The organism is Bradyrhizobium sp. SZCCHNR3119 (assembly GCF_032487775.1).
In the GTDB taxonomy this organism is placed as follows: domain Bacteria; phylum Pseudomonadota; class Alphaproteobacteria; order Rhizobiales; family Xanthobacteraceae; genus Bradyrhizobium.
Genome location: NZ_JAUEUV010000001.1, coordinates 1,716,477 through 1,743,373, shown reverse-complemented (window position 1 = coordinate 1,743,373; position 26,897 = coordinate 1,716,477). Strand labels below are relative to the sequence as shown.

Here is a 26,897-nt window from a genome sequence, read left to right as displayed (position 1 = left end):
ACCGCCTTTTGCGAATGTGCCCAGGCAGCAAGAACTGGCCTTCGGTCTCGGAACGTTAAGCCCGCGAATCTCCGCGATGCAACAACCGCTCATATCCGAGGACAGCTTCCCACCGCTTCGCTGCGCGAGGGCGGTGTCGCCAAGGACGATGCGTTTGCCGAAACTGAGCAGCGGGTTGGACCTCATCCGGAGCTATTGGAGGTGGCGCACAAATTCCCGATCCCTGGGCGCAAGCCGACTATTGCAGATTCTCGTTTTGTTCGCTATCTGTATGGTTTGGTGCATATGCACCTGCATGCGCCGGCCCATGCTCGCCGGATCGGTCGGGGCCTGCCTGCTGAGCCGCTGCTCTCAGCCCGCATCTGGCTGTGGTTGACGTGGCTTTAACGGCCGAAAGGCATGGTAGGACTGGACGATCCAAACTATGTTGATGCCAAGCTAGATAAGTGGACCGCTAATGGCTCGCGGCGAGTTGATGAAAAAGCTGTTGGCGAGTTACGGCCGGGACGACGAGTTCCGAGCGGTTGCCGAACAGATCATTCTTGAGGAGGAGCAGAAGAACAACCGCGTTCTGGCGCGGTCGCTCCGCCAAACCCTCGACCATAACTCGAACCGCGCAGCTCCCCCACGGGCGCTAGCACCGCTCATTCCGTTCCCGGACGCCGCCAACGATTTCGTCGAGCGCGTCGAGCCGGAGCACACCAAAGGCGACATTGTTCTCAGCAAGGCCAATATCCGGATCTTTTCCGGACTAATCCAGGAATTTCGCCGCGCCGATGACATCCGCCGCAGCGGACTGCCGGTGCGATCGAAGCTCCTGTTCTGTGGACCTCCGGGCTGCGGAAAGACTCTTTGCACCGAGATCTTCGCGGGCGAGCTCGGGCTTCCGTTGTTCGTGGTCAAGATCGACCGCCTGATCTCGTCTTATCTCGGCGAAACCGCAACCAACGTTCGCAAGATTTTCGAGTTCGCGCGCAAGCAGCCCTGCGTCCTTTTTCTCGACGAATTTGATGCCCTGGCGCGCTCTCGTGACGATACGAGCGAGCACAACGAACTGCGGCGCGTGGTCAACAGCCTTTTGATCTTCATCGACCGGATCAAGCCGAAGGGTTTTTTGGTCGCGGCGACCAATCTCGACCAGTCTCTCGATCCTGCGGTCTGGCGTCGCTTCGACGAGGTCATCTGGTTCGAAAAGCCGGACCGGGAGATGATCGAGCATTTCTTGGCGCTGAAATTCAAAAATATCAAAACAGCTTTCGATCCGATGTCCCACGTCGGTTCGCTAGAGGGCTACTCTTTCGCCGAGATCGAACGCATTTGTGTGCAGGCGATCAAGGCCGCAGTGATCGAGCGCCGCAAAGAAGTCCGTGAACCGGACTTCCGTCACGCGGTCGCCGATGAGATCCGACGGCGATCCGGCACCGCACGCCTGCAGCATTTGGAAGACTAATCCGGCGTGCCGCGCTACGACCACCTCCAGCTCCTGCGGCTTCCCGAGCGTCTCGAACGGCGGAAGCATGGGGGAGGAGGCGCTGCCCCTCAACGAGACGTCAGCGGACATAGCCGCAAGCTTCGTGCCGAGCTCGACACCGCGATCGCAGTGCAGCAACGCCGTCGCCGTCCGGAGTTCATCGACCCGTCGCTCATTCTGCGCGTTCGCATGACCGGAATGACGATGGAGGAAGACTGGGAGCGGCTTGGACTGACACTTCTCGCCAGCGATGAAGACAAAACCCTGATTCTCTTCGCATCGAATGACGATCTGCAGGGTTTCCGTGATCGGCTGCAAGCCTATGCGCAGGGAACACCGCCAGGACAAGCTGCCCCATCCTACAACGGCTTCATCACCCGCATCGAAGAGATCGGCGCCGTTGAGCCCCGCGACCGTATTGGGCTCCGATTGCGCGAAGACGGCCTGACGGTGCCCGAGGACTTCGGTGCGGACCGAATATTCGTCCTCGATCTCGAGCTATGGGACATTGGCCGGCGCGAACTCCGCACTCGAAAGCTTGAGCAAATCGCCGATTACATTGATGCGCGGGGAGGCGAAGTGCTTGACCGCTATGTTGGCCCGTCGATTACGATGCTGCGCGCGCGCATGTCGGGCAGCACGATACAAACGCTTCTCACGGTCGAAGACGTTGCTGATGTCGATCTGCCGCCTGAACCTGATGTTGCCACCGGCGAGGCGTTTGAGCTGACGATCGCCGATTTGCCGGAGATGGACGACCTTGGCAACGACGCGCCAGTCATTGGTATTATCGACAGCGGCGTCAACGATCATCCGTTGCTGGCGGGCGCCATCGTCGGTGCGATCGGCGTGCCGGAAAGACTCGGCACGGCCGACGATTGGGGACACGGCACGCGCGTTGCCGGTGTGTCGCTATTTGGCGATCTGCGCGATCAGATTGCTGCTGGCGCGCTGGTACGGGTGGGGCGCATTGCTTCGGCCAAGGTCGTGAACGAACGTGGTCAGTTCGACGAGCGTCGTCTTGTTCCCTCCCAGATGCGCGAAGCCCTGACCGCTCTCAATCAGCGTTTCGGTTGTCGGCTCTTTGTCGTCGCGCTCGGTGATCCCAAGCGCACCTATGATGGAGGCAAGGTTGGGCCCTGGGCCGCGACGCTCGACGAACTCGCGCGCGAACTCGATTCCGTTATCATCGTGTCGGCCGGCAATCGCGCGCCCCGCAGCGGCAACCGCCTGGAACAAGCCGTCACAGAGTATCCCGGCTATCTGCTCGAGCCGGCCAACCGTCTGTGTGAGCCTGCGGGCGCCATGAACGTTCTCACGGTCGGCGCGTTGGCGCACGGCGAGGGTCTTGGGCCCGACCTTGTCGAGCACGTTCATATCCGACCCATTACGCGTGCGTTCGAGCCTGCGCCCTTTACGAGGATAGGGCCCGGCATCGGCGGTTCCATCAAGCCGGATCTAGTCGATGTCGGTGGCACAATGGTATTCGATCCCGCAGTAGGGCGGCTGCGGCTGGGCGAAGACTTGCCGACGGCCGGTGTTCTCACCCTCCATCATCTCTTTCTTGACCGCTTATTTACAGCGGGCTCCGGCACGTCCTATGCCGCCCCTCGCGTTGCCCACAAAGCCGCTCAGATTCTTGCGCGCTTTCCCAACGCATCTGCAAACCTCGTCCGTGCGCTGCTCGCAGGCGCGGCGAGCATCCCGGATGAGGCCCTGCTCAGGCTTCAAACCCTCGGTGACGGTGCGATGCGTGCAATCTGCGGGCATGGCGCCGTCGATTCGGCGCGAGCAGCATATTCGGATGATCATCGCGTCGTGCTGTACGCGGAGGATGAATTGGCGCTCGACCACTTTGCGGTCTATCAATTGCCGATTCCCGAGCTGTTCCAGAGCGGCGGTCGTCGCAGCATCCGCGTGACGCTTGCCTTCGATCCTCCAGTTCGTCACACCCGCGCCGACTATGCCGGAATTGGCATGAGTTTTCGTCTCGTGCGAGGATGCGGTCCCGATCTGATCTTCGAGCACTTCCGACGGAGAACCCAAGAAGAGGGGCGTCAGCCGGATATCGACAATCGTTTCGACTGCGACCTGAAGCCGGGCCCGCGCGACCGTGAACGCGGAACTCTGCAAACTGCCAGCGTAACGTTTACGCGTGGCACCGAAGCCTATGGCGACAATTATTATCTAGTCGTGCGTTGCGATAGTGGTTGGGCGGGAACGTTCGAAACGCAACAACGCTTTGCAATCGTGGTGGAGTTGATCCATCAAGCAGAAGTGCAATTGTATGAGCGGTTGCGCGCTCGTGTCCGGCTCCAAAGTTGAACAGCGAGTGGAATGAGTTGCTCGCTGCTTCCGTCACGGATCCTAATTCGACACGGACGTCGGCTCGATCCTATTTCTCCGGGCCACGCTTCACTTCCACCAACGCCGTGTCGTAGACCCGACCGAGCCGGGCAAACTATAGCTGATCGATTTTGAGGGTATGCGATGAAATGGGGAGACAACGCCCGAGATTTTGATACCCCCCTGGCGGTATGGCCGCACTATCGCCCGCTGTTCGATAACTGGCTGATGCAGGAACTGGTAGAGCAGGGCGAGAAGGCTCCCATCTGGCGTGACCGCAGGGTGCCGACCGAGAATGGACACGTGCGCGGCGACGTCTATCCAGATCGCGAGACCGCACTATCGGCCGCCGCCAAGCTCAATCAGACGCTCCACGACGCGCTCGCAGCGCGCGAGATGGACGCCGAGAGGAAACGTTCGCTCCAGCTTAAAGTCGCGAAGAACTTGCAATCCAAAGAACGCCTTCGCGACGAAGAGGAGCTTATGCTCGCCGAGGCACGCCGCCGGCACGCCAATGATCCGCGACCGGACCCTTCCGCAATCGCGCTGCCTGCGGAATCGGCCGCTTTCCGTCAGCAATTGAGCGAACAGCTTTCAGACATGCCCTATCTGAGGGTCGTGATAGTGACGGTCCGGGAGACGAATCGCAGTTGGCACCGTTCCATTCTTTACCTCTCGCATGACAATAAATGGTCCAAGCCTTACGTCGCCGGTGAACGATCCGCGGCAAAGGCCGTGCGAGCACGAATCGCCAACGGCTTTGGCTACAGCGCCGACGACCATTGGGGAAAGACCAAGGCCAAGATTCGTCAGATCTTGTTGCCCCGCGCGAACCAGCTGCTGCAACTCGCAAGCGTGCAGCGTTTGCTGGCGGAAGCGTTGGTCAATGGTCAAAAGGTGCTGGTCTCGAACGGCATCGTCTTCTGGTACGAAGAGGACGGAGGCATCGGTTGGCAGGTCAAACAGACCACGTCCACCAAAGAGTCGGAGGGAAGCACCTTGTGGAAGGAAGGCACAATCCGCTCGATCAACCACGGCCGATTGGTCATTTTGCCCTATATTAAGGAAAACGGCGAGCAGGTGCGCGGGCACACCAGGAATGGACCGAATGACGGAAGAGCCAAACCGCGGCATCCCGATCAGTACGTTGATGTTCCGTTCGCGCAACTCGATGGCGACCTTATGATCGGTCTGTTCGGCGAATTGCCTTACGAATAGCCTGGATCGCCGCGCTCGCGCCACTATTTAGCTGAGCGCGCATGCTCGCGGTTGCGTGGGGGCGCTGCGCATGATTCGGATCGCGGGAGGCTGCTTTCTTTTTTTAATTCTTCGATACCCCAACAGAATTTCCTCGCAGGGGATTGTACGCCCGTGTCTCTCGGGTCGATTCTTCGAGCACGAGCCCGCACCGTCGCGCATCCTTCGAATTTGATTGCAGTGACGCCGACTATGTCGACGGCGTTGGAGCGCAGCTTTTGGAGGGCTTCCGGGCTGAACAGACGAAGCCATTCGCGTTGTTGCGCGTGGTGACGACGCCGCCCCGATTTGCCGACTTCGCAGGCTCAACACCAGTACCGGGCGATTGGTTTTATATCGAAATCGAGCCTGGCGTCACTGGTCCGCCAACCTGGCACTCGCAACTGGAGGCCAATGGCTACTCAACACATGCGCGCGGTTCGATGACCTATGCGCAGCGACTCGATGGGCCAGATCATACCCCGGGGCGGCGATCGCGGGCCCAGCCTCTTGGCGCCGCCGTTGCCCCGCGACCGGTGTTACCGAGCTCGCTTGCCAGCGCTTGCGCGGCGTTGCCGAAGCCAGCGAGACGCAGCGAAATATCAACAATCCTCAAACGCGTCGTACGGCCGGCATCCGTGCTGGTGAGGGACGTCGGTCAGGCCAGTTTCATCACGCTATGCGACAGTGCCGGCTGCGCCATCCTGCATTTCGATGTTGGATTTCCGATATCCTTCAATCGTCACATGTTTCCGGCCGATTTCGACATCGATTGGAGGGAGAAACCGCCGGTCATTCTCTCGCATTGGGACTGGGATCATCTTCACGGGGCCTTTCACCTCCCTCATTTGCTCGGGTGCCCGTGGATTGTCCCCAATCAGCCGCTTGGACCTGGCGCCGCGAGGCTGCCGCGAATCCTTTTGGGAAAAGGCAATCTGCTGGTGCGGTCGGTTACTGCACGACTTCGCTTTCCTTTTGGCGAGTTGGTACAGAGCAGGGGGCCTGCCGGCGATCTTAATGACAGCGGGCTGACGGTGCTTGTTACGCTCGCAAGTGGACGATCCGCCTTGCTGACCGGCGATGCGGACTATGTTCATCTCGTGCACGCCAATGCAAAAGCTGTCGATCACCTAGTCGCCACCCATCATGGCCAGCGCTTTAGCGCGGGGGTGGCTACCGTACCAACGCCGAACAGCCGGGATTGTACGCTTCTGATTTCTTATGGATGCCGCTACGTCTACAGGCATCCCCACCCGGAGGCCTTGCAAAAGCATGCAAAGGCCGGCTGGACGAGGTGTGTGACCACGGCGGGTCGCAGGGGTATTGCCAATCGAGGAAATCGCATCGTCGATTGAAATCTTGAAGCGAGGCTCTGCAGCGTGAAGAGTGAGAACGACGCTGATTTGCAATCTAAGTGGCTGTCATTCAGTGCCGTGAGCGCGGTAGGGCGTTTGGAAGGCGGCCGTGTTGTTGCGGAGATCGCAGATCCCTTTCATCCCAACGGCTCGATCACGCTGAACGATCCCGGCGATATCTCGACGCCTCGCTTGCCGAGATCGCCAACGGACTATTGGCGAAACTAAACCAGAGTCTTCTGGCGTGACCAGGGCAAACGCTCGCGCGATTTAAGAACGGGCGTCTCCCCTTCGGGACCGGGCTGTCGGCTTCGCTGAAGCCCCGGCTTACGCCGGGTTTTCACCCTTCGGGCTCCATCCCTGACGCGGATTTTTGCGGCTGCCCTTGATCGCTTCGTACCCGTGATGGACGCTGAGGCAACGTCAAGCGAGAGGAAGAGTGCAGGCCGAGCTGCTCATGACGGGTCGTGGGCCGGAGGAGAGTCTTCCGGCGCCCGTCATGGAGATTGCTCCCATGAACATGCAGATTCTTGATGCCCGGCGTGACGCCAGCGGCGGTTACAGGGTGGACGTGAGCCGCGGCGAGCGCGTCGGCCGGGTATCCTCCGAGTGGTTTTCCCGTCCGGCCGATCAGCGCTATCTGTCGCTCGACGAACTGGCAAGCACGGTGCGTGATCGCACGGACCGCAGCCGCACGCGCGTGGTCGAAAGTGCGCTCATTCAAGTCGAGGCGAGCCGCAGCGATCCTGAGCGGTTGGCCCTGATGCTGCCCGGCTCGGACACGCCAGTCGCGCCAACCCACTGGAGCTTCGGCCAGCTTGCAAGCCAGGTCGGCGCTCCCGCCGCGTACCTTCGGCAACTCCCCGCGGCACTCGCGGGTATCAACCTGCAACATGGCCTGACCGCCAATCGCGCCGAACAAATCAAGACGCTCAAGACCGACGATGACCGCGTTGAGCTTCGTGCCGTGACCAGCCCGGACTATGGCCGGATCTTTGACCATGAACTCGTCGAGGCCGTTCAGCGCATCGCCGGCAATGGCACAGGTGACACACGTTGGAAGGTGCCGGGGGTGCTCGACTGGGCGAACGGGATCTACAATCCCCGTGTCGACGTCTCCAAGGACACGACGACCCTCTATGCGTCAGACAGAGATGTTTTCCTTTTCCTGGTCGATGACCTGAATCCGATCGAAGCTGGCCGTCTGCCGGACGGCTCGCCCGATCTTTATTTCCGCGGTTTCTATTGCTGGAATTCGGAGGTCGGGGCAAAGACCCTTGGCATGGCGAGCTTCTATCTCCGCGCAGTCTGCCAAAATCGGAACCTGTGGGGCGTGGAAGATTTCGAGGAGATCATCATTCGTCATTCCAAATACGCCGCCTCCCGCTTTGCTCACGAAGCGGCCCCAGCGCTACTGAATTTTGCCAATTCGTCGCCCATGCCCTTCGTCAAGGGCATCAAGGCCGCGCGCGAGCGGGTCGTGGCGTATAGCGACCAGGATCGGACCGAATTTCTGCGTCGCCGCGGCTTCTCCAAAGCCGAGACAGCCAAGGTAATAGAAACGGTGCTGGCGGAGGAGGGCCGCCCGCCTGAAAGCATCTTCGATTTCGTGCAGGGCATCACGGCCGTCGCGCGCGACAAGCCGCATCAGGATGCTCGCCTCGACATGGAGGCAAAGGCGAAGAAGCTCTTGGACCGCGTCGCCTGAGCCCGGCCAAGCCAGGACGATCTTTCGTGCCTGGGCTTCTTTCTTTACGCTTCCAGTTTGTCCCTACTTGGCGCTGCCCTCTTAGAGCAAGAGGGCGGCGCTTCGCTCCTTGAATGGGTTGGAGGTCGAGAGCAGGTCTCGGCCGCCCGTTCTCGGAGAAACTGACATGGCAAAGGCCGTTCAGAAGATTATGCTGTCGCCCTCGCGCGACATTCCGTTCAACAAGCTGGTCCTGAGCCAGTCCAACGTGCGCCGCGTAAAGGCTGGCGTTTCGATCGAGCAGCTCGCCGAAAGCATCGCGCAGCGCACTCTGCTGCAAAGCCTGAACGTTCGGGCCGTTGTCGATGGCGAAGGCAACGAGACCGGCATGTTCGAGGTGCCGGCCGGCGGCAGGCGTTATCGCGCCCTCGAGCTTCTTGTGAAGCAGAAGCGCATGTCCAGGACGCAGGCTGTTCCTTGCGTCGTGCGAGAGGGCGGTATCGCCGAAGATGATTCGCTTGCGGAAAACGACGAGCGGGTCGGTCTGCATCCGCTCGACCAGTTCCGAGCATTCAAGGCCTTGAGCGACGCCGGGCTGAGCGAGGAGGACATCGCCGCGCGACACTTCGTGACGCCGGCGATTGTCAAGCAACGGCTGCGGCTGGCGTCAGTCTCGCCGAAGCTGCACGAGGTCTATGCCGAGGACGGCATGACCCTCGAGCAGCTCATCGCCTTTTCCGTGACTGCCGATCACCCGAGGCAGGAGCAAGTCTGGGAAAACGTGAGCCGCTCGGGCTATGATGAGCCCTACCAGATCCGGCGCATGTTGACGGAAGCGACCGTCCGCGCATCCGATCGCCGTGCGCGCTTCGTCGGACTTCACGCATACGAGCAAGCGGGTGGCGGTGTCATGCGAGATTTGTTCGAGCACGACGACGGCGGCTGGCTTCAAGATGTCGCCTTGGTTGATCGTCTCGTCACCGAGAAACTGACGGCAGAGGCTGAGACGATCGCCAGGGAAGGCTGGAAATGGATATCCGTCGCCCTGGAGTTTCCCTACGGTCACGCTACGGGCCTGCGCGAACTGGAGGGCAAACCTGCCGATCTTACCGCCGAAGAGCAGGCGACCATCGATGCGCTCAATGCCGAGCAGGCCAAGCTGGAGCTCGACTATCAGGACGCGGACGAACTGCCTGACGACGTCGATCAGCGTCTTGGCGAAATCGAAGCTGCCCTGATGGCGTTCGAAGAGCGCTCGATCATCTATGATCCCGTTGACATCGCCCGAGCCGGCGTCTTCATCAGCATTGATTCTGAAGGACGGCTCTCCGTGGACCGCGGTTATGTCCGCCCCGAGGATGAAGCGCCACGAGAAGATCCGGCCGTCGGGCAGGGCGTCGATACATCGTCGAGCGATGGCCAAGAATCCGGTGGTCCCGGCGTGCAACGAACCGCCATCTCTGTTGCAGGGACTGCCACCGATACCGAGGATGATGACGAGGATGCCGCGCGTCCGCTCCCGGACCGCCTCATCACTGAACTGACGGCGCACCGTACGCTGGCATTGCGTGACGCCCTGGCAGAATGCCCCGCGATCGCTTTCCAGGCCGTGTTGCACAACTTCGTGCTGACGGCCTTTTACCGGTTCGCTAGCTCCGGGAGCTGTCTTGAGATCGGACTTCGTACACCGACGTTTCCCGCTTCTGCTCCTGGCTTAAGGGAAAGCGCGTCGGCGAAAGCCATCGAGGCGCGGCATCAGTCCTGGAAAGCACGATTGCCCAAGGAGGAGAAGGACCTCTGGGACGCGCTCACCGCCCTCGACGGCACGGCTCAGGCGTCCCTCTTCGCCCACTGTGCGTCGTTTGCCGTCAACGCCGTCTATGAACCCACAAACCGCTACAACATGGGACGGGTCTCCGCCCACGGCGTCCGCTCGCGTCTTGACCAGGCCGATGTGCTGGCTCGCGCCGTCGGGCTCGACATGGTCCAGGTCGGCTGGAAGCCCACGGTCGACAACTATCTTGGCCGTGTCACCAAGCCCCGTATTCTCGAGGCGGTTCGGGAAGCAAGGGGCGAGCCGTCGGCTCAACTCATCCGCCATCTGAAGAAGGGCGATATGGCCAAGGAGGCCGAGCGTCTGCTCGATGGCTCCGGCTGGCTGCCGGAGCCGCTGCGCCTGGTTGAAACTGCCTCAGAGCCGGTCGAGCAGGAGAGTGAAGCGGGACCGCTGCCTGAATTCCTCTCCCATGATGAGGAGCGCGAGCCCGCGGCCGATGAGGACCGGCCGCAAGAACTTGATGCCGCCGAATAGCATCGTGACGCGGGACGGCTCCGTTGGTCCCGCCTTCATGGCAGCGGATGGGGACCGGCGTGCGGCGTCGGCCCCCATTTTTGTTGGCGAGGACTCTAGAGGAAGAGCCAGGCCGGGAAGGGTTTGAGTCGCCACGGTCTTGAGAGAGCGCCGGGCGGTTCAGCCCATTCCCGCTCTCCCAGAGAAATCCTCCCATGACCGAATCTCTCCTCGGCGGCGCCAGCGCCGCGCCGGCCTCCATGCGTGCCACCGCGGTTGCTACCTCCGCAGTTGTCAGGGCTGCACGACAGCTCTGCAACGACCTCGAGCGCAGCCGCCGCATCGACGCCACCGCTCTACGCTCCGCCATGGAAGCAGCGTTTGGCGCCTCCGATACGAGTGGTGCCTGGAATTGGAAGACCGCCTATGACGCCTGCGAGGCGGCGACCGTCCTGTTCTTGCGCCGGTATGGCGTCGCCATGCGCGCCAAGGCCACGTCGCCTGCCGCCATGCTGCCGATGTTGGCGAGGATCACAAATCTCCTTCCCACCCACACGCGCAGGTCCGAGGAAAGCCAAGCGCTCCAACAGTTCTCGACACCGATAGGGTTGGCATTCGTCGCCGGTGTCGCAGCCGCAATCACTCCGGCGGACGTCGTGCTGGAACCATCAGCCGGCACGGGCCTTCTTGCCATCCCAGCTGAACTGGCCGGGGCATCCCTTGTTCTCAACGAGTTTGCCGACGGCCGCGCGGGTATTCTCGGCCAGCTCTTTCCCGGCGTTGCCACGACCCAGTTTGATGCTGCCCACATCAACGACCATCTCGACTCCGGCATAGTGCCGAGTGTTGTGCTGATGAACCCGCCATTCTCGGCCGCGGTTCATGTTGATCGAAAGATGGCCGATGCAGCGCTACGGCATGTCGCCTCAGCGCTCGCGCGTCTCCCCGAAGGCGGGCGGCTGGTCGCCATTACAGGCGCCGACTTGGCACCTGGCGACCCGGTGTGGACTGAGTCCTTCAAGTGGCTGCAGGAACTGGGCCGGGTCGTATTCTCGGCGGCGATCGACGGCGCGGTCTATGCTAAGCACGGCACCACCATCGACACCCGTCTGACCGTCATCGATAGAGTGCCGGTCGACAACGTTGCGTCATTCCCGCCGTTCCCTGGGCGTGCACCTGACCTGCCGACGCTGCTCGCCTGGGTCACACAGCAAGTGCCAGCACGGCACCCACTTGTCGGCAAAGCGGCATCGACGGTGCCGGCAATTGCCAGCCCCTCTCGAACCGTGCGCGCCTACGCCGGCCAGCGTCAGCCAGCGGCGGCGCCGACGATCGAGCCCGTGGCGACCGAAGTCGCCTACGAGCCAGTCGATCGGGCGCCCACGGATGCGAGCCAGATCAGCGACACGCTGTATGAGGCCTATGCGCTTCAATCGATCCGCATACCCGGCGCGCAGGCGCATCCGACCAAGCTTGTGCAATCAGCAGCAATGGCTTCGGTGGCCCCGCCAAAGCCGTTGTACCGACCGCACCTACCAGCCAACGTCGTAGCTGACGGTATCCTATCGGATGCGCAGCTCGAGAGCGTCATCTATGCTGGCGAAGCGCATTCGGAGTTTCTTAGCGGTTCATGGACGGTCGATGCGACATTTGACGTCGTTGCAGCCGCGCGTGATGACTCGGAGAATGCTGTTCGTTTTCGCCGCGGCTGGTTCTTAGGCGACGGCACCGGCGCGGGTAAGGGGCGCCAAGTCGCTGGTATCCTGCTCGACAACTGGCTCAAGGGGCGCCGTCGTGCGGTCTGGATCAGCAAATCCGACAAGCTGATCGAGGATGCGCAGCGCGACTGGTCGGCGCTCGGCATGGAGCGCCTGCTGGTCACGCCGCTTTCGCGTTTCCGGCAGGGCACGCCGATCCGGCTTGGGGAAGGTGTCCTATTTACCACCTACGCTACGCTGCGGACCGACGAGCGCGGAGAGAAGCTTTCGCGCGTTGCGCAGATCGTCGAATGGTTGGGCTCCGATTTCGACGGAGTCATCGTCTTCGACGAGAGCCACGCCATGCAAAGCGCAGCGGGTGGGAAAGGCGAGCGCGGTGATCAGGCGGCCTCTCAGCAGGGGCGCGCGGGCCTACGGCTCCAGCATGCCTTGCCAAATGCCCGCGTCGTCTATGTCTCGGCGACCGGCGCCACCACGGTTCATAACCTCGCCTACGCCCAGCGCCTCGGATTTTGGGGTGGTGCCGATTTCCCGTTTGCCACCCGAGCCGAATTCGTCGAGGCGATCGAGGCGGGCGGTGTCGCCGCCATGGAGGTGTTGGCGCGAGACCTCAAGGCGCTCGGCCTCTACGCCGCGCGCTCGCTCTCCTACGAGAGCGTCGAATACGAGCTGGTCGAACACCAGCTCACGCCCGAGCAGGTCCGCATCTACGACGCCTATGCAGATGCATTCGGCATCATCCATAACAACCTCGACGCAGCCATGCGGGCCGCCAACATCACCGGCGCAACCGGTACCCTGAACGCCCAGGCAAAATCCGCCGCACGATCCGCCTTTGAAAGCGCCAAGCAGCGCTTCTTCGGGCACCTGCTGACCTCGATGAAGACGCCATCCTTGATCCGCTCGATCGAGTGCGATCTCGACGCCGGCCATGCCGCCGTCATCCAGATCGTCTCGACCGGGGAAGCGCTGATGGAGCGCCGGCTTGCCGAGATCCCGACCGAAGAGTGGGGCGACGTTCAGGTTGATATTACGCCACGCGAGTATGTGCTCGACTATCTCGCCCATTCCTTCCCGGTCCAACTCTACGAGCCATTTACCGACTCGGAGGGCAACCTCTGTTCCAGGCCGGTCTATCGCGACGGCCAGCCGGTCGAGAGCCGCGAAGCTGTCGCACGACGTGACCGCCTCGTCGAAAAGCTCGCATCGCTGTCACCGGTGCCCGGCGCACTCGATCAAATCGTCCAGCGGTTTGGGACGGAGATGGTCGCCGAAGTCACCGGCCGCTCCCGCCGTGTCATCCGCAGGGGCAGTCGCCTTGTTGTCGAGAGTCGTGCCGCGTCGGCGAACCTCGCCGAGACCGCGGCGTTCATGGATGACGCCAAGCGCATCCTCGTGTTCTCCGACGCCGGCGGCACCGGCAGGAGCTACCATGCCGAATTATCGGCACGGAATCGCCGCTTGCGGGTTCACTATCTGCTCGAGCCCGGATGGAAAGCGGATGCCGCCATCCAAGGGCTCGGCCGCACCAACCGGACCAACCAGGCGCAGCCGCCGCTGTTTCGACCGATCGCTACTGACGTGAAGGCGGAGAAGCGTTTCCTCTCCACCATCGCTCGCCGGCTCGACACATTAGGCGCCATCACCCGCGGTCAGCGCCAGACGGGCGGGCAGGGCCTTTTCCGGCCCGAAGACAATCTCGAAAGCCAGTATGGTCGTGATGCGCTGCGCCAGCTCTACATGCTGCTTGCGCGGGGCAAGGTCGAGGGCTGCTCGCTCGAGACGTTTGAAGACGCCACTGGGCTGAAGCTGGTGGACTCCAATGGGCTGAAGGACGAGCTTCCGCCCATCACGACGTTTCTCAACAGGCTGCTCGCCCTCACGATCGAGCTGCAGAACATTCTCTTCACGGCATTCGAGCAGCTACTGTCGGCCCGCATCGAGGGCGCTATTGCGTCCGGCACCTACGACGTGGGGCTGGAAACGCTTCGCGCCGAAAGCTTTGTGGTGACTGGTCGTCGCGCGATTTACGTTCATCCAGCGACCGGTGCCGAGACCAGGCTTCTCACGATTACCCAGCGCGAGCGCAATCGTCCTTTGAGCCTGGATGATGCTCTCGGACGGCTTTCCGATCATCGTGCCGTCCCGCTGATCAATGAACGGTCGGGTCGGTCCGCCGTGCAGGTACCGGCGCCGAACTTCATGCTCGACGATGGTGAGATCGAAACCCGCGTTCGGCTGATCCGCCCGATGGAGCAGCACAGCGTTCCCTTGAAGACGATGGCGGAAAGCCATTGGGTCGAAGCCGACCGCGAACGCTTCTCCGCAGCCTGGCGGGCGGAGCTCGCAGACATCCCTGAATTCTCAGAAAGCACGATCCATATCGTGGCGGGCTTGCTGCTGCCGATCTGGAAGCGGCTGCCGAATGAGTCGACGCGGGTCTACCGCCTTCAGACCGATGCCGGCGAAAGAGTCATCGGTCGCAAGGTTTCCGCCACCTGGGTCGCGAGCGTCCTTGAGGGCGACGCGCCCAAGCTGGCATCGGACCTTGCCTTTGCCGCTCTGATCGAGGGCCGAACGGTCCTCGAGCTCGCAGAAGGCCTGCAACTGCGCCGCGTTCGGGTCATGGGCGCATACCGTATCGAGCTCGCTGGCTTCACCGACACGATGCGCGATCGACTTCGCACCTACGGGCTCTTCGCCGAGATCATCTCGTGGAAGCTGCGCATGTTCGTGCCAACGGACGAAAGCGGCATCGAGAGCCTGTCGAAAGTGCTTGATCACTATCCGGTTGCGCGCATCAGTGAGCGGGAGGCCGCATGATGCCCCGCGATGCTTCCGAACTGGCACGCCGTCTCGCGCGTGAGGCCGAGGCGGTATGCCGTCACTACCTTTCCAATGGCAAGCGCGAGGGACGGTACTGGCTGGTTGGCGACGTCCAGAACACTCCGGGTCGCTCTCTGTTTGTGCGGCTGTACGAATCTCCAAAGGGCCCGGCAGGCAAATGGACCGACGCTGCGACGGGCGAGCACGGCGACCTGTTGGATATTATCCGGGAGCGCTGCGGTTTTAGCAATTTCCGTGAAGTTGCTGAGGAAGCGAGGCGATTCCTGAAACTGCCGCGTCCGAACCGGGAGGTCGCGCCCAAAGTCGCTCTCCCAGCGGTGCAGCGTGGATCGCGCGAGGCGGCAAGGCGGCTCTTTGCGATATCGCATCCGATCGAGAGTACTCTCGTGCAGCTATATCTGCGCCGTCGCGGCATTGATGATGTGCATCACGGCGGCAGTCTGCGTTATCAGCCGCGTTGCTACTATCATCCGCCCAACCAGGATACGCCAGAGATCTGGCCGGCGATGATTGCTCGCGTGACGGATCTCGATGGGACGATCACGGGCGTACACCGTACTTGGCTCGACCCCGATGGCTTCGATCCTCATCGGTTGGGCAAGGCGCCGATCGATACGCCCCGCCGTGCGATGGGTGATCTTCTCGGCAATGCGGTTCGCTTCGGCATGGCGGATGACGTGCTCGCAGCTGGCGAAGGCATCGAGACCATGCTGTCGCTACGTTACGTGCTTCCGACCTTGCCGATGGCCGCCGCACTGTCGGCCAATCACCTCGCAGCCATGGCGCTGCCGTCGAATTTGCTTCGGCTCTATATTGCTCGCGATGCCGACGCCGCCGGCGATATGGTGCAAACAGTCCTGATCCAGCGCGCAAAAGATGCCGGTATTGAAGCGATCGCGTTGTCCCCGCGGTTGGGCGACTTCAACGAGGATCTGCACACCTTCGGACTCGATGCCCTTCGCGCATCGATCATGGTTCAACTCGTCCCGGAGGACATCGTGCGCTTTCTGCCGCCGGCTGACGCCGTCCGATAGGCACGAGCGGCCTCTCTCGGCGTCGACGGCTTGGTCGCGGCGGCCCAATGCCGGAGAGCCGCGACCACGGCCTTCTAGAGGGCGATCGGACGGCAGGCGCCTCGGGCCGGCAATGGCTGAGGGGCGGCTATTTTCCGCCGGCCCTTGCCACCCCACGCGACAAGTCGCGTGGGGACCCCGACCGCGGGCCTTTGCATCGCGAAGCAAAATAGCCGCCCCACAGCCATCCTCCGCTGGCGCTGCGGCCCTCCGCGTTGCTCCGGGTGCATGCCCGTTCCGCCCGCCGTCTGAGTGATCGCCACGAAGGCCGCGATGGGCGCGGCCGATCCGGCAAAAGGACACCTCTCCATGACCGATCGTGACGACATCGAACCGCCGCACGCTTCATCTGCCACCGACCTTGTCCTCAACGAATTACAGCTCTTTGGCTACCGTCCATTCGACGACCAGCCCGATCCGAGACCGCTGCCCGAAGGCAAGATGATCGCGGGCGCCGTCGCCGATATCTTCGACGCGCTGGTCGCCACGCTGAACGACACCCGGCTCGAGCCCGACCTTCCGGATCTGCTCTGGTCGACGGTCAATCTTTTCCACCGCGCCGCAGATCGAACCAACCGTCAGCTCGACGACAACGAACAGGCGCAACGCAGGAGCCAGCGCGAACAGGACGGCTCGGAAGTGCGATCGGTCGAACTGGAGCGCTTGACGGCCGAAGGCATCACACTGATTGAACGGCGCAATTGCCTGGAACTCTTCCGCGACCAGGCCATCGAACGCTTTGAGCACTACACCGGCTCGGCCTGGCGCCCTCGATCGGGATCACTTGTCAACCACCGCACGCTGACCGCGGCAATGATCGACTCCCGGGACTTCATCGCAGCCAAACGCCGGTCCGAAACCGAGGTCATGTTCCCACCGGGGCCGAAGATCGCACTTACCGGGGGTCTCGACTTCAATGATCACCGCCTGATCTGGGATCGCCTCGACAAGGCTCACGCCAAGCATCCCGACATGGTCCTGATCCATGGCGGCTCGCCAAAGGGTGCCGAACTGATCGCCTCCAAATGGGCGACCACCCGGACGGTGCCACAGATCGCGTTCAAGCCGGACTGGACCAAGCACGCCAAGGCAGCACCGTTCAAGCGCAATGACGCCATGCTCGAACTGCTGCCGATCGGCGTCATGCATTTCCCTGGCACGGGAATCCAGGACAACCTTGCCGACAAGGCAAAGCGGCTCGGCATCCCTGTTTGGAAATTCGGCGGCGCGTGAGCGCCGACCTTACACGCCGACCTACCACCCAGGCGAAGTTGCACCGCCGCGACTCCGCCTCGTTTCGCTCTCATATCCAAACCTGCGCCGCGGTGGTGGTGGAAGGCGCGACCATGACATCTATGCACATGGAGCCACCGCCATGCTCGCCTTTGGCTTTCTCCTTAACATCGCTGGAATTGGCTTGTTCTGCTGGCTGATCTTCACGCTGGCCGTGTACGCTTTGCCGTTCTTTGTGGCGATTAATGCCGGCATCTGGGCATTCCACAATGGTGCGGGCTTGCTCGGCACATCGCTTGTTGCTGTCGCCGTCGGCGGCATGACGCTGGCCATCGCTCAAATCGCTTTCGCCATGACCCGGTCTCTGATGTTGCGCGCTCTCATTGCGGCCGCGTTCGCTTTGCCGGCGACACTTGCTGGCTATCATGTCGTTCTTGCCATGGCGCAAATCGGAGTGCCTTCGCCTATATGGCAGGGAGTCTTTGCTTACCTCGGCGCGGTCTTCATCGGCGGCACGGCCTGGACCCGTTTGATCGTGGTTACAGAGCCCCGTCCGCTCGAACCGGGCAGGGCGGTCAGCGACGGCCTTTGCCCAGTTCTCACGGCCGCCACGCGCGAGGGATGATCTCCTCACCCTCCTCGTCGAACAGGTCAATGTAGATCAGCGCGTTGAAGGAGGGATCGTCGAGCGTGAGCGAAAGAACATCGGGTCTTTCCAGAGCACCTCGAAAGGCTGGCGGTTAGTCCCGCTCCATCTCGACGTGAAGGGCCTTTCTCCCGGAGGTCTCTTTCGGCAACGATGGCGCTATTTCCCGCTTCTTTTTCTTTCTCTACGCCCAACCGTTTCGACCTATTGTACGGCAGAACCGAGATTAGCCATGTCACTTCTCCCGAGGTTGTGTTTCAGCACGCGACGCACCGGGCCTCCGTGATGGCTCGATCTGGCCGAAGACCGGCTGCGCCTCGATCGTCTGAGCCGCAACGCTGTCACAGCGACTTTCTTCCCCTGGGCTTCGCCCATTCCTCGCGGGAGCCAAGAAAGTCGCTGCGACAGCATCCTCCGCTGCGCTCCGGCCCTTCGGGTGCATCGCCGATCGTCCCCGGCCTCAAAGATCGCCATCGAGGCCGCGGTGGTCGCGGGCTCGAAACACAATCAGGAGAAGAGACATGGCTACCATCGGTTCGTTCAAGAAGGTCGGAAACGATTACCAGGGCGAAATCGCCACCCTCAGCCTGAAGGCCAAAGGCGTTCGCATCGTCGCCGAGCAGAACCGCTCCTCCAACGAGAACGCACCCAGCCACCGCGTCTTTGTGGGGCGAGCCGAGATCGGCGCAGCCTGGTCGAAGCGCTCCGAGGAAGGTCGCGACTACCTCTCGCTCAAGCTCGACGATCCCTCCTTCACGGCGCCGATCTACGCGAACCTGTTCAACGAAGAGGGTGGTGAAGGCTTCACCCTGCTGTGGTCGCGGCCGCGCAAGAACGCTGAGTAAGGCCGGCAGCGCCAAGCCCCGCCCGGTCACCGGGCGGGGCTTCTTGCGGCATCACACGATTTTCAGCCCAACAATGGCCGTGCTGGTTGGAGAATAAGGGCAGGCCGACCGGTGTCTACGACTTGGTCGCGCGCCCAACGCGCCTGAGCAGGTCTCCCGGCTCGACTCCCAATGCGTCCGCAATCTGCCCTAGCACCGTGACGCTTGCCGACACGTCGCCGCGCTCGATCGCGCCGACGTAACGGGCGCTTAAGCCTGCGCGCTCAGCCAGCTCCTCTTGCGTCATGCCCAGATCATGGCGCTTACGACGCAGATTCGCTGCCATGATCTCCTTGAGATCCATGGCGGCATGCGAGCCGAGCTAGAACGATCGTTCCAGGAACGATCGTTCCTATTCGTCGCAGGACATGTTATTCTACTTATTACGCGGTGGGATGGCCCGCCCTTATCGGTGTAGAAGGGGCTACCCAATTCCTGCGGGCGGTATTGGTTCAATTGAGGCTAAAGTAAGTCCTCCAGGTCAGCAGGAATTAGAATCATTCGCTCTATGACGCGCTCATGAAGACACCGCCTGCAGATCCGGACGTTGCCGACCTTGCGCCAACGGATCCTGTGCTCACGGTCTACGACGAAGAGCATATCGTCACCTATTTGCGCATGCTCGATGCGGACGCGGAGGGCGCCGACTGGCGCGAGGTTGCGCAAATCGTTCTCCACATCGATCCCGAGCTGGAGCACGACCGCGCCAGACGTGCGTTCGACAGCCACCTGACCCGCGCAAAGTGGATGACGGAGCATGGATATCGCCATCTGCTCCGAGGTGGTGCTTCAAATCCAAACCTTTGAAGCCTTGCATAGAATAATTTGCTTTCTGCCACTGGGTTCGATCTGTTGCATCACGCGATGCATGATCGGGGACTACCTGCAACTGCCGCTCGTCACGATTATCGCGCCGCAATCGCGTGTGCTGTGGGACGAGTATATGTCAAGATTCAACTGGAGATCGTCATCCGAGTTTTACAAGCGTGTTGAGGGAGCGGAAATGACCGGCTTGGCCTGGGAGTGCCTGCGTCGCAATCCTGCCTTCCAGCGAGCTCAGCAGGGCGCCCCGCCGCCTGGTGTCGGCGCGAGCATTGCGTTTCGACAGCAATGGGGGTTGGTTTTTCGCAGCTGATCCCGGTCAGTCCTATCTCGACCAGACGATCTTCTGGGCGCCAGAAGTGCTGGTGACGGTCATACCCGTGCGTCCCGCGCCAGTACATCCTGCGCTGTTCGCAGGCCCGAATTCGCCCGTTCGCCTGGATCTTGGCAAGCTGGACGACGGTCAGTTGCGTCAAGGCCCTGACGGCTGGTACGCCGTGATGCATCTGCATGGCGTGGAGCACCGAATCTGGTTCAAAGAGGCGCCGATCGTCTCTGCTGCCTACACTGTTGAATATCCGTTCGACCGTGACTTCGAATTTCGGGTCGATGCGGGCAGGCGCTTGTGGCGAGGCCTCAACGGCAGACCGCAGGGAGCACCGCTCCATGCGCTCTCAGTCTACCGCCGCCGGCGGCTCGCGCTTGCCTTGCGCGCGCTCGACGCCCGGACGGACGGCGCCACGTATCGCGAGATCGCTGAAGTCCTGCTGCCCGCTCACCGCATTGGCAAGCGGGACTGGCGCACGCACGACGTGCGCAGTCAGATCGTCCGCCTGGTCAAGACTGGCTTTGCCCTGGTGCAGGGTGGCTACCGCGCCCTGTTACGACCACCCTCGCGAAAGAAGTAAAAGCAGTCCTTCGGGGGTATCGAAAATACACCCCCTCATGTTCGGCATCCCCCTTCGCGGTTCTTCTCGGTCATTGTCGCCGTCAGCGCGCCACCAAACTCGCTGGCGCTCCACACGGCCACGGAGCCTTTCAGATGTCCGATCTGAACCTCATTACATCGCCACGATATCTACGAACGTCCGAAGCAGCGCGATATCTCAGCCTTTCACCCCGCACGCTGGAGAAACACCGGATCTACGGTACTGGTCCTGCTTACCGGAAAATTGGCGGTCGCGTCATCTACGCCATCGCCGACCTCAAAGCCTGGGCAGACGTCGGCACCAGAACGTCAACCAGCGATCCAGGCACCGGCACCGTACTGCCGGCCAAGCGGCACGCTCCCATCCCTTATGCAGGAAAAGAGCGGCGCTGACTCATGAAGAAACAAGCTCAGAATCTCGAGAGCCATTCAACGAAAGAGGTCAGAGTCGGCGACCTCACGACTGTTGAAATCCTGTGGCTCGAAAAACGCATCGAGAACCGCGTTCGATTTGGTCGATCCGTTTCTGAGAAGATCATCGACCGCAATCGACGCGTGCTGTCATTCGCCCCTGGCAGCATCTTCGCGTTTGTGCGTTGGACGTCCAACGACTTTGGGACGATGCTATCCCGCATCGATATCCTGCGCGCAGCGACGCCGGGACAGCGTTATTCCACCGTGCCCTGGATCACACCGGGCGGGGAGAGCCTGTTGCGACTTTCCGGCTGGCCGAAGGTCGAGCGGGTGCTGCAAATGATCGACACAGTCGAAGCGCTCGACATCGATCCTGCTGACGCAGCACCTGAGTATTGGCACCACGTTCATAATCGAGTGTCGGTCAACGAAGCACCCCGGCCATACACCCGGTCCCGTCACCAGGCCTGGCTCCATCGGCGAAGGGTGTCGTCATGAAGGCTCGGTGTGCGACGATTGTCACGACTATTGCAGCAACAGGTCTTCTCCTCGCGACGCTCGGTGGAGGGACGTCCAAATTCATTTGGAACGCATCAAACAGCGTTCCGATCGGCCTTTATCGCGTTCAGCCAGCAACGAAGTTGATCGTCTCCGAACTGGTTGCCATCCAGCCACCTGAGCTTCTTGCCACCTTCCTTGATCTCAATGGCTATCTGCCGATCGGCGTCCCCATGCTCAAGCGTGTGTTGGCGCTGCCTGGACAGACCGTCTGCAGAAACGGCCTAACGATCGCCGTCGATGGCATCAATGTCGGAGATGCACAGGAGCGTGACAGGCGTGGCCGGCCGCTCCCAGCCTGGCAGGGCTGCCGTGTCATTGCCGATGGCGATGTCTTTGTCATGAACTGGCAGTCCGCAGACTCGCTAGATGGTCGATACTTTGGACCGATTCCCGCATCCTCAGTCATCGGCAGGGCCGTGCCGTTGTGGACCGAGGAGGAGTGACCGTGCGGGGCGGCATCACCCTTTCGACTGGTTTGGGTTCGTCCGAACTCGCTCTAATCCTTCCTTACCGGAGCAGTCTCGATGATGAAAAATCGGCGCTCGCCTCGCAACGGAAGAGCCATTCCCGTGCGTTGACGGGCGCGATTGGGCTGCTCCGCTCGCGCCGGTTAACGGCCCACGTCATCGTCGCCATCGCGCCATTTCTGTGCCATGTGGCCGTCGCGGTGGCCTTCGGCGTGACCGTACACGCGCAAACCTCGCCGCGTCCGGGTGGCATCGATCGGTTCGCGGGATGCATCGCGGAAGCATCCGTTCGCTTCGCCGTGCCGGTAAGCTGGATCCGCGCTGTGATGCAGGTGGAGAGCTCAGGCGACCAACGTGCGACGTCGTCTCGGGGGGCGATGGGCTTGATGCAGCTGATGCCAGGAACTTGGGTTGAGCTCAGCGCTCGCTATCGGTTGGGCCTCGATCCATTCGAGCCCCGTGACAACATCTTAGCAGGCACCGCGTACCTCAAAGAGTTGCACGATCGCTTCGGGCAAGCGGGTTTTCTTGCAGCCTATCATGCTGGTCCGACGCGATATGAGCAGCATCTCGTAACAGGAAAGCCGCTTCCACCCGAAACTACGGCCTACGTCGCGGCGGTCACACCATTGCTGGACAACGAGCAACGTGAACATACCGCAGCTGACGACAGGCGTGCACTTCCTTGGCGGCAGGCGCCCTTGTTTGTTGAGCGGGCGGGCGCACCATGACGGACGTTCGGTTTGCATTCGAAACGCTGCACGGGCGATGCCTTCGGCCCGCGCTCTACTCGTCGCTTCGCTCCTTACCGAGCCACCCTACGGGTGTCTCGGCCCTTCGGGTAGCGATCGCTATCGCAAGCGCTCGCTTTGCTCGCAAACAGTGGGGCGCATCTCGCAAATCGCCGCCAGCATCGAGAGTCTGTTGGCTTGGAAGTTGGACGCTGGGAACGAGCGACCGAGGAGGGCAGGATAAAGCGCACAAGGTGCGCACGGTCGGTCGGGATGGCTACCACCTGAAAATTCCAGCGATCCAGCAAACATTGCGCGATATCAAGCGCACCTTGCGATTTCTGACAACGCGTTATCGCCGCTCAACTTTTGACACCCCATGAGCCCGAGATGACCGGAAACCACGATTTTCGCATCCGTCCAGGCCGCATCCGCTCGACGCGCGCGGCTCGCACCAAACCGTTCCTGGCGCAGGCGCTCCAGGCCGCGCACAAGGCCGGCGGTCTCTCGCGGACCGGCCGGAGGCGGGGTAGCACGTTTGGGCGTGGCCGCGCCGCGAGCCTAGCTGCGTCGCGGCTCCTGGGCAGCCGCGCCCGTGGCGCCGTCGTCAAGGCGCGGGTCGTGCGCCGTTCACGTTCGCCGGGCGCCCTGCGCGCTCATATCGGATATCTCCAGCGCGACGGGGTCACCCGCGATGGCGCGCAGGGCAAGCTGTTCGATGCCGCCGGAGACGAGGCGGACGGCCGAGCATTCACTGAGCGCTGCAAGGACGACCGGCATCATTTCCGGTTCATCGTCTCGCCCGATGAGGCGAGCGAGCTCTCGAGCTTGCGAACCTTCACCCGCGAGCTCATGGATCAGGCCTCGCGTGACCTCGGCACGCGACTCGATTGGGTCGCCATCGACCATTGGAACACCGAGCACCCACACGTCCACATCCTCGTGAGAGGCCGCGCTGATGACGGCAACGACCTCGTCATCAGCCGGGATTATATTTCAACGGGCTTGCGTGCCCGCGCCGGCGATCTCGTCACCCGCGAGCTCGGCCCGCGATCGGAGCTCGAGGTTCGTCGTGGTCTTGAGAATGAGACGACGGCCGAACGCTGGACACGGATCGATCGGGTGCTTGCCCGGGAAGCGGGAGCGGCGGATGGGGTCATTGATGTCAGGCTGGGCCTAGATGCCACGCCCGACCCGCTGCGGGAGTTTAGAATTGGTCGGATGCGAACCTTGGAACGGCTGGGTCTGGCTGAACCCGCGGGGCCCGCACGCTGGGTACTCGCGCCTGACGCAGAGCAGCGCTTGCAGGAGCTCGGCGAGCGCGGCGACATCATCAAGCGGTTGCACAAGAGCCTCACGAAGGATGGCGCTACACGCGCCCCGTCATCCTGGGCGCTCGAAGGCGAACGCCATGGCGAGCCTGTGATCGGCCGCCTCATCGCCCGCGGGCTGGATGACGAACTGAGGGCTTCAGCATTCGCTGTCGTCGACGGCATCGACGGCCGCGTTCATCATCTCAAGCTCCCCGACATCGAATCCGCCGGTGACGGGCCGATCGGCGGTATCGTGGAGCTGCGCCGTTTCGAGGATGCAAGAGGCCGTCAGCGTATCGCACTCGCGGTCCGCTCGGATCTCAATCTCGACCAGCAGGTGGCAGCGGAGGGGGCGACCTGGCTCGACCGCCGGCTCGTCGACCGAGAAGGTGCCGAGCTTTCGCGCGCCGGTTTCGGCGCCGAGGTTCGCAACGCGCTCGATCGGCGGATCGATACTTTGGCCGAGCAGGGGCTTGCCCGCCGCGACGGGGACAAGGTCACGATCGGACGTAACTTGGTCGGTACGTTGCGCAGTCGCGAACTCGAAATGGTCGGACGGCGTCTTGCCTCGGAAACGGGACTGTCGCATTTGCCCGCTGAGGCAGGGGAGGCCGTCACCGGAGTTTATCGCCAACGGCTATCGCTTGCTTCCGGTCGCTTCGCGATGATCGACAATGGCTTGGGTTTTCAGCTCGTACCCTGGATACCGTCCTTGGAACGTGAGCTTGGCAGGCATGTGAACGGCATTGCTGGCCCCGGTGGCGTTGAATGGAGTTTTGGGCGCAAGCGCGACCTCTCGCTCTGACCATCCGATTTCTACGCCACGGTGCGCATGATCACGACGGCGCGCGGATTGCCGTTGAATGTCAGTTGGGCTTGCGCATCACCTCTGTGCATGTCAGCAACTAGAATCCTCTGGGGGCAGCTTTTCTTTGCGTCGCTGCTCGTGCTTGCCTTTCTCTGGACCGCCACCGAGTGGACCGCTTGGCGGCTCGGCTTTCAGCCGCAGCTCGGGCCGGCCTGGTTCATGATCGGGCCCTGGCCCATGTATCAACCACTGGCCCTCTTCATCTGGTGGTTCAAATTCGACGCTTATGCGCCAACGATTTTCCTTCAGGGTGGGTGCATCGCCGCAAGCGGCGGGATCGCAGCCGTGGTCGTTACCGTTATCCTCTCGGTCTGGAGGGCAAAGGAAGCCCAGCATGTCACGACGTATGGATCAGCGTGTTGGGCCGATCCAAGAGAGGTGCGTCGTGCCGGCCTTCTTGGACCCGATGGCGTCGTGCTCGGTCGTTTGGGCGACCGCTACCTGCGACACAACGGTCCCGAGCACGTGCTGTGCTTTGCGCCGACCAGGTCGGGAAAGGGCGTTGGTCTCGTCATTCCGACCCTTCTGACGTGGCCGTATTCCACGATCGTTCACGATATCAAGGGCGAAAACTTCCAATTGACCTCCGGCTTTCGCGCTCAGTTCGGGTCGGTGCTTCTGTTTGACCCGACCAATCCCGCGAGCGCCGCCTACAATCCATTGCTCGAGATCCGCAAAGGAGACAATGAGGTTCGCGACGCGCAGAATATCGCTGACATTCTCGTTGACCCCGAAGGCGCACTGGAGCGGCGCAATCATTGGGAGAAAACCAGCCATTCTCTGCTTGTCGGTGCCATCCTGCACGTCCTCTACGCCGAGGCCGACAAAACGCTAGCAGGGGTCGCGAGCTTCCTGTCGGACCCGTCACGCCCAATCGAGGCAACCCTGAACGCCATGTTGGCGACGCCGCACCTCGGCGAGCGCGCTCATCCGGTGGTGGCCTCGGCGGCACGCGAGTTGCTCAACAAGAGTGAGAATGAGCGATCAGGCGTGTTGTCGACGACCATGAGCTTCCTGGGACTTTACCGCGACCCCGTGGTCGCCAAGGTGACGGGCCGAAGCGACTGCCGCATCCGTGACCTGGTTGATGGGGATCAACCGATATCTCTGTATCTGGTGATACCGCCCTCCGACATCGCCCGCACAAAACCGCTGATGCGCCTCATCCTCAATCAGATTGGACGGCGGCTGACCGAAAGTCTGGATACCGACCGACGGCGGCAAAAGCTCCTGCTGATGCTCGACGAATTCGCGGCCCTCGGCCGGCTGGACTTTTTCGAAAGTCAGCTAACCTTCATGGCAGGCTACGGGATCCGAAGCTTCCTGATCACGCAGAGCCTGAACCAGCTTGAACGCGCCTATGGCCCGAACCACGCGATTCTCGACAATTGCCATATCCGCATCGCGTTCTCCACCAATGACGAGCGCACCGCCAAGCGCGTATCGGACGCGCTCGGGACAGCAACCGAGATGCGCGCGATGAAGAACTATGCCGGCCATCGCCTCTCGCCATGGCTCGGCCATTTGATGGTGAGCCGCCAGGAGACGTCGCGTCCGTTGCTAACGCCCGGAGAGATTATGCAACTCTCACCGAACGAGGCAATTGTGATGGTCTCCGGGCTGCATCCGATCCGCGCGGGTAAGGTCCGGTACTATGAAGATCCTCAATTCCAGCGCCGGATCCTAAAACCATCAGATGCGATGCCTATCGACCGGCTCCCGCGAGCGGACGAGTGGTCAGGACGTGCGCCAATTCCTACTTCGGTCAAATTACTTGACGCTCTCAAGAACAAGGCCCGCGACCAGAATGGCGGCATCCGCCGCGAACCGGAGCTGCCGCAGCAAGAAGAGGTCGTTGTGAAAGCGCCACTCGCCGAGAACGAATTTGATGCTGCGCCGGACGAGAGTGACGCTGAAGCGGTGCAAGCATCAGCGTTAAACCGATCAATGCAGGGCCTCGCACGCGCTGTCAGCCTCGATCCTGACGACAAGATGGGCCTGTAAGCG

General features: G+C 61.9%; 21 protein-coding genes. 20 read left to right on the top strand and 1 reads right to left on the bottom strand.

Annotated elements, in window-relative coordinates; translation table 11 throughout:
- Positions 1–457 precede the first annotated feature (457 nt).
- The 11 genes from QX034_RS08295 (at position 458) to QX034_RS08240 (ending at position 18,747) form a co-directional block, all read left to right on the top strand.
- A complete protein-coding gene (locus QX034_RS08295) occupies positions 458–1,450 on the top strand; it encodes an ATP-binding protein (RefSeq protein WP_316195286.1) in 993 nt (330 codons plus the stop codon).
- Between the two features lie 6 nt (positions 1,451–1,456).
- Positions 1,457–3,796, top strand: a complete 2,340-nt coding sequence (locus QX034_RS08290) for a S8 family peptidase (RefSeq protein ID WP_316195284.1) — start codon at positions 1,457–1,459, stop codon at positions 3,794–3,796.
- Between the two features lie 165 nt (positions 3,797–3,961).
- Positions 3,962–5,035, top strand: coding sequence for a hypothetical protein (locus QX034_RS08285; RefSeq protein WP_316195282.1), 1,074 nt, complete (start codon positions 3,962–3,964; stop codon positions 5,033–5,035).
- Positions 5,036–5,292: 257 nt separating this feature from the next.
- Positions 5,293–6,408 (top strand): metallo-hydrolase/oxidoreductase, encoded by a 1,116-nt coding sequence (locus QX034_RS08280; RefSeq protein ID WP_316195280.1) that lies wholly within the window; start codon positions 5,293–5,295, stop codon positions 6,406–6,408.
- A gap of 514 nt (positions 6,409–6,922) precedes the next feature.
- Complete coding sequence (locus QX034_RS08275; RefSeq protein WP_316195279.1) at positions 6,923–8,116, top strand: DUF932 domain-containing protein; 1,194 nt, start codon at positions 6,923–6,925, stop codon at positions 8,114–8,116.
- A 166-nt stretch (positions 8,117–8,282) separates the two neighbouring features.
- A complete protein-coding gene (locus tag QX034_RS08270; RefSeq protein ID WP_316195277.1) occupies positions 8,283–10,406 on the top strand; it encodes a ParB/RepB/Spo0J family partition protein in 2,124 nt (707 codons plus the stop codon).
- A gap of 194 nt (positions 10,407–10,600) precedes the next feature.
- The gene (locus QX034_RS08265; protein WP_316195275.1) at positions 10,601–14,926 is read left to right on the top strand and encodes a strawberry notch-like NTP hydrolase domain-containing protein; all 4,326 of its coding nucleotides are present in this window, start codon (positions 10,601–10,603) and stop codon (positions 14,924–14,926) included.
- Positions 14,926–15,984 carry a toprim domain-containing protein gene (locus QX034_RS08260; protein WP_316196057.1) on the top strand — a complete coding sequence of 353 codons (1,059 nt, stop codon included), beginning with the start codon at positions 14,926–14,928 and terminating at the stop codon, positions 15,982–15,984. The genes QX034_RS08265 and QX034_RS08260 overlap by 1 nt, the downstream gene beginning before the upstream one ends.
- Positions 15,985–16,332: 348 nt before the next feature.
- Positions 16,333–17,256: a DUF2493 domain-containing protein gene (locus tag QX034_RS08255; protein WP_316196055.1), complete on the top strand. Its 924-nt coding sequence runs from the start codon at positions 16,333–16,335 to the stop codon at positions 17,254–17,256.
- A gap of 142 nt (positions 17,257–17,398) precedes the next feature.
- Entirely contained in the window at positions 17,399–17,881 is a 483-nt protein-coding gene (locus tag QX034_RS08250; RefSeq protein ID WP_316195274.1) for a hypothetical protein, read from the top strand.
- A gap of 542 nt (positions 17,882–18,423) precedes the next feature.
- Complete coding sequence (locus QX034_RS08240; RefSeq protein WP_316195273.1) at positions 18,424–18,747, top strand: DUF736 domain-containing protein; 324 nt, start codon at positions 18,424–18,426, stop codon at positions 18,745–18,747.
- A 115-nt stretch (positions 18,748–18,862) separates the two neighbouring features.
- Here QX034_RS08240 and QX034_RS08235 read toward each other — a convergent pair whose 3' ends face one another.
- Positions 18,863–19,090 carry a helix-turn-helix transcriptional regulator gene (locus tag QX034_RS08235; protein WP_316195272.1) on the bottom strand — a complete coding sequence of 76 codons (228 nt, stop codon included), beginning with the start codon at positions 19,088–19,090 and terminating at the stop codon, positions 18,863–18,865.
- A gap of 215 nt (positions 19,091–19,305) precedes the next feature.
- On the opposite strand from QX034_RS08235, the gene QX034_RS08230 reads away from it, so the two are divergent.
- The 9 genes from QX034_RS08230 to QX034_RS08190 all read left to right on the top strand — a co-directional run bounded on the left by QX034_RS08230 (position 19,306) and on the right by QX034_RS08190 (position 26,894).
- Positions 19,306–19,593, top strand: coding sequence for a DNA -binding domain-containing protein (locus QX034_RS08230; protein ID WP_316195271.1), 288 nt, complete (start codon positions 19,306–19,308; stop codon positions 19,591–19,593).
- Complete coding sequence (locus tag QX034_RS08225) at positions 19,544–19,921, top strand: transcriptional regulator domain-containing protein (RefSeq protein ID WP_316195270.1); 378 nt, start codon at positions 19,544–19,546, stop codon at positions 19,919–19,921. Before QX034_RS08230 ends, QX034_RS08225 begins: the two co-directional genes overlap by 50 nt.
- Positions 19,881–20,516, top strand: a complete 636-nt coding sequence (locus tag QX034_RS08220) for a DUF2285 domain-containing protein (RefSeq protein ID WP_316195269.1) — start codon at positions 19,881–19,883, stop codon at positions 20,514–20,516. Before QX034_RS08225 ends, QX034_RS08220 begins: the two co-directional genes overlap by 41 nt.
- A 134-nt stretch (positions 20,517–20,650) precedes the next feature.
- Positions 20,651–20,929 (top strand): helix-turn-helix domain-containing protein, encoded by a 279-nt coding sequence (locus QX034_RS08215; RefSeq protein ID WP_316195267.1) that lies wholly within the window; start codon positions 20,651–20,653, stop codon positions 20,927–20,929.
- 3 nt (positions 20,930–20,932) lie between these two features.
- Positions 20,933–21,448, top strand: coding sequence for a DUF2840 domain-containing protein (locus QX034_RS08210; protein WP_316195266.1), 516 nt, complete (start codon positions 20,933–20,935; stop codon positions 21,446–21,448).
- Positions 21,445–21,954 (top strand): S26 family signal peptidase, encoded by a 510-nt coding sequence (locus QX034_RS08205; RefSeq protein WP_316195265.1) that lies wholly within the window; start codon positions 21,445–21,447, stop codon positions 21,952–21,954. The genes QX034_RS08210 and QX034_RS08205 overlap by 4 nt, the downstream gene beginning before the upstream one ends.
- Before the next feature lie 2 nt (positions 21,955–21,956).
- Positions 21,957–22,709: a lytic transglycosylase domain-containing protein gene (locus QX034_RS08200; RefSeq protein WP_316195263.1), complete on the top strand. Its 753-nt coding sequence runs from the start codon at positions 21,957–21,959 to the stop codon at positions 22,707–22,709.
- A gap of 390 nt (positions 22,710–23,099) precedes the next feature.
- A complete protein-coding gene (locus tag QX034_RS08195; RefSeq protein ID WP_316195262.1) occupies positions 23,100–24,827 on the top strand; it encodes a relaxase/mobilization nuclease domain-containing protein in 1,728 nt (575 codons plus the stop codon).
- Between the two features lie 90 nt (positions 24,828–24,917).
- Positions 24,918–26,894, top strand: a complete 1,977-nt coding sequence (locus tag QX034_RS08190; RefSeq protein ID WP_316196053.1) for a conjugal transfer protein TraG — start codon at positions 24,918–24,920, stop codon at positions 26,892–26,894.
- Positions 26,895–26,897 lie beyond the last annotated feature (3 nt).

What these genes read in the sequence shown, in the direction of transcription:
- QX034_RS08295 (WP_316195286.1), top strand. Translation starts at nt 458, where the DNA reads ATGGCTCGCGGCGAGTTGATGAAAAAGCTGTTGGCGAGTTACGGCCGG.
- QX034_RS08285 (WP_316195282.1), top strand. Translation starts at nt 3,962, where the DNA reads ATGAAATGGGGAGACAACGCCCGAGATTTTGATACCCCCCTGGCGGTA.
- QX034_RS08275 (WP_316195279.1), top strand. Translation starts at nt 6,923, where the DNA reads ATGAACATGCAGATTCTTGATGCCCGGCGTGACGCCAGCGGCGGTTAC.
- QX034_RS08270 (WP_316195277.1), top strand. Translation starts at nt 8,283, where the DNA reads ATGGCAAAGGCCGTTCAGAAGATTATGCTGTCGCCCTCGCGCGACATT.
- QX034_RS08265 (WP_316195275.1), top strand. Translation starts at nt 10,601, where the DNA reads ATGACCGAATCTCTCCTCGGCGGCGCCAGCGCCGCGCCGGCCTCCATG.
- QX034_RS08260 (WP_316196057.1), top strand. Translation starts at nt 14,926, where the DNA reads ATGCCCCGCGATGCTTCCGAACTGGCACGCCGTCTCGCGCGTGAGGCC.
- QX034_RS08255 (WP_316196055.1), top strand. Translation starts at nt 16,333, where the DNA reads ATGACCGATCGTGACGACATCGAACCGCCGCACGCTTCATCTGCCACC.
- QX034_RS08250 (WP_316195274.1), top strand. Translation starts at nt 17,399, where the DNA reads ATGCTCGCCTTTGGCTTTCTCCTTAACATCGCTGGAATTGGCTTGTTC.
- QX034_RS08240 (WP_316195273.1), top strand. Translation starts at nt 18,424, where the DNA reads ATGGCTACCATCGGTTCGTTCAAGAAGGTCGGAAACGATTACCAGGGC.
- QX034_RS08235 (WP_316195272.1), bottom strand. Translation starts at nt 19,090, where the DNA reads ATGGATCTCAAGGAGATCATGGCAGCGAATCTGCGTCGTAAGCGCCAT.
- QX034_RS08230 (WP_316195271.1), top strand. Translation starts at nt 19,306, where the DNA reads ATGAAGACACCGCCTGCAGATCCGGACGTTGCCGACCTTGCGCCAACG.
- QX034_RS08225 (WP_316195270.1), top strand. Translation starts at nt 19,544, where the DNA reads ATGGATATCGCCATCTGCTCCGAGGTGGTGCTTCAAATCCAAACCTTT.
- QX034_RS08215 (WP_316195267.1), top strand. Translation starts at nt 20,651, where the DNA reads ATGTCCGATCTGAACCTCATTACATCGCCACGATATCTACGAACGTCC.
- QX034_RS08210 (WP_316195266.1), top strand. Translation starts at nt 20,933, where the DNA reads ATGAAGAAACAAGCTCAGAATCTCGAGAGCCATTCAACGAAAGAGGTC.
- QX034_RS08205 (WP_316195265.1), top strand. Translation starts at nt 21,445, where the DNA reads ATGAAGGCTCGGTGTGCGACGATTGTCACGACTATTGCAGCAACAGGT.
- QX034_RS08195 (WP_316195262.1), top strand. Translation starts at nt 23,100, where the DNA reads ATGACCGGAAACCACGATTTTCGCATCCGTCCAGGCCGCATCCGCTCG.
- QX034_RS08190 (WP_316196053.1), top strand. Translation starts at nt 24,918, where the DNA reads ATGTCAGCAACTAGAATCCTCTGGGGGCAGCTTTTCTTTGCGTCGCTG.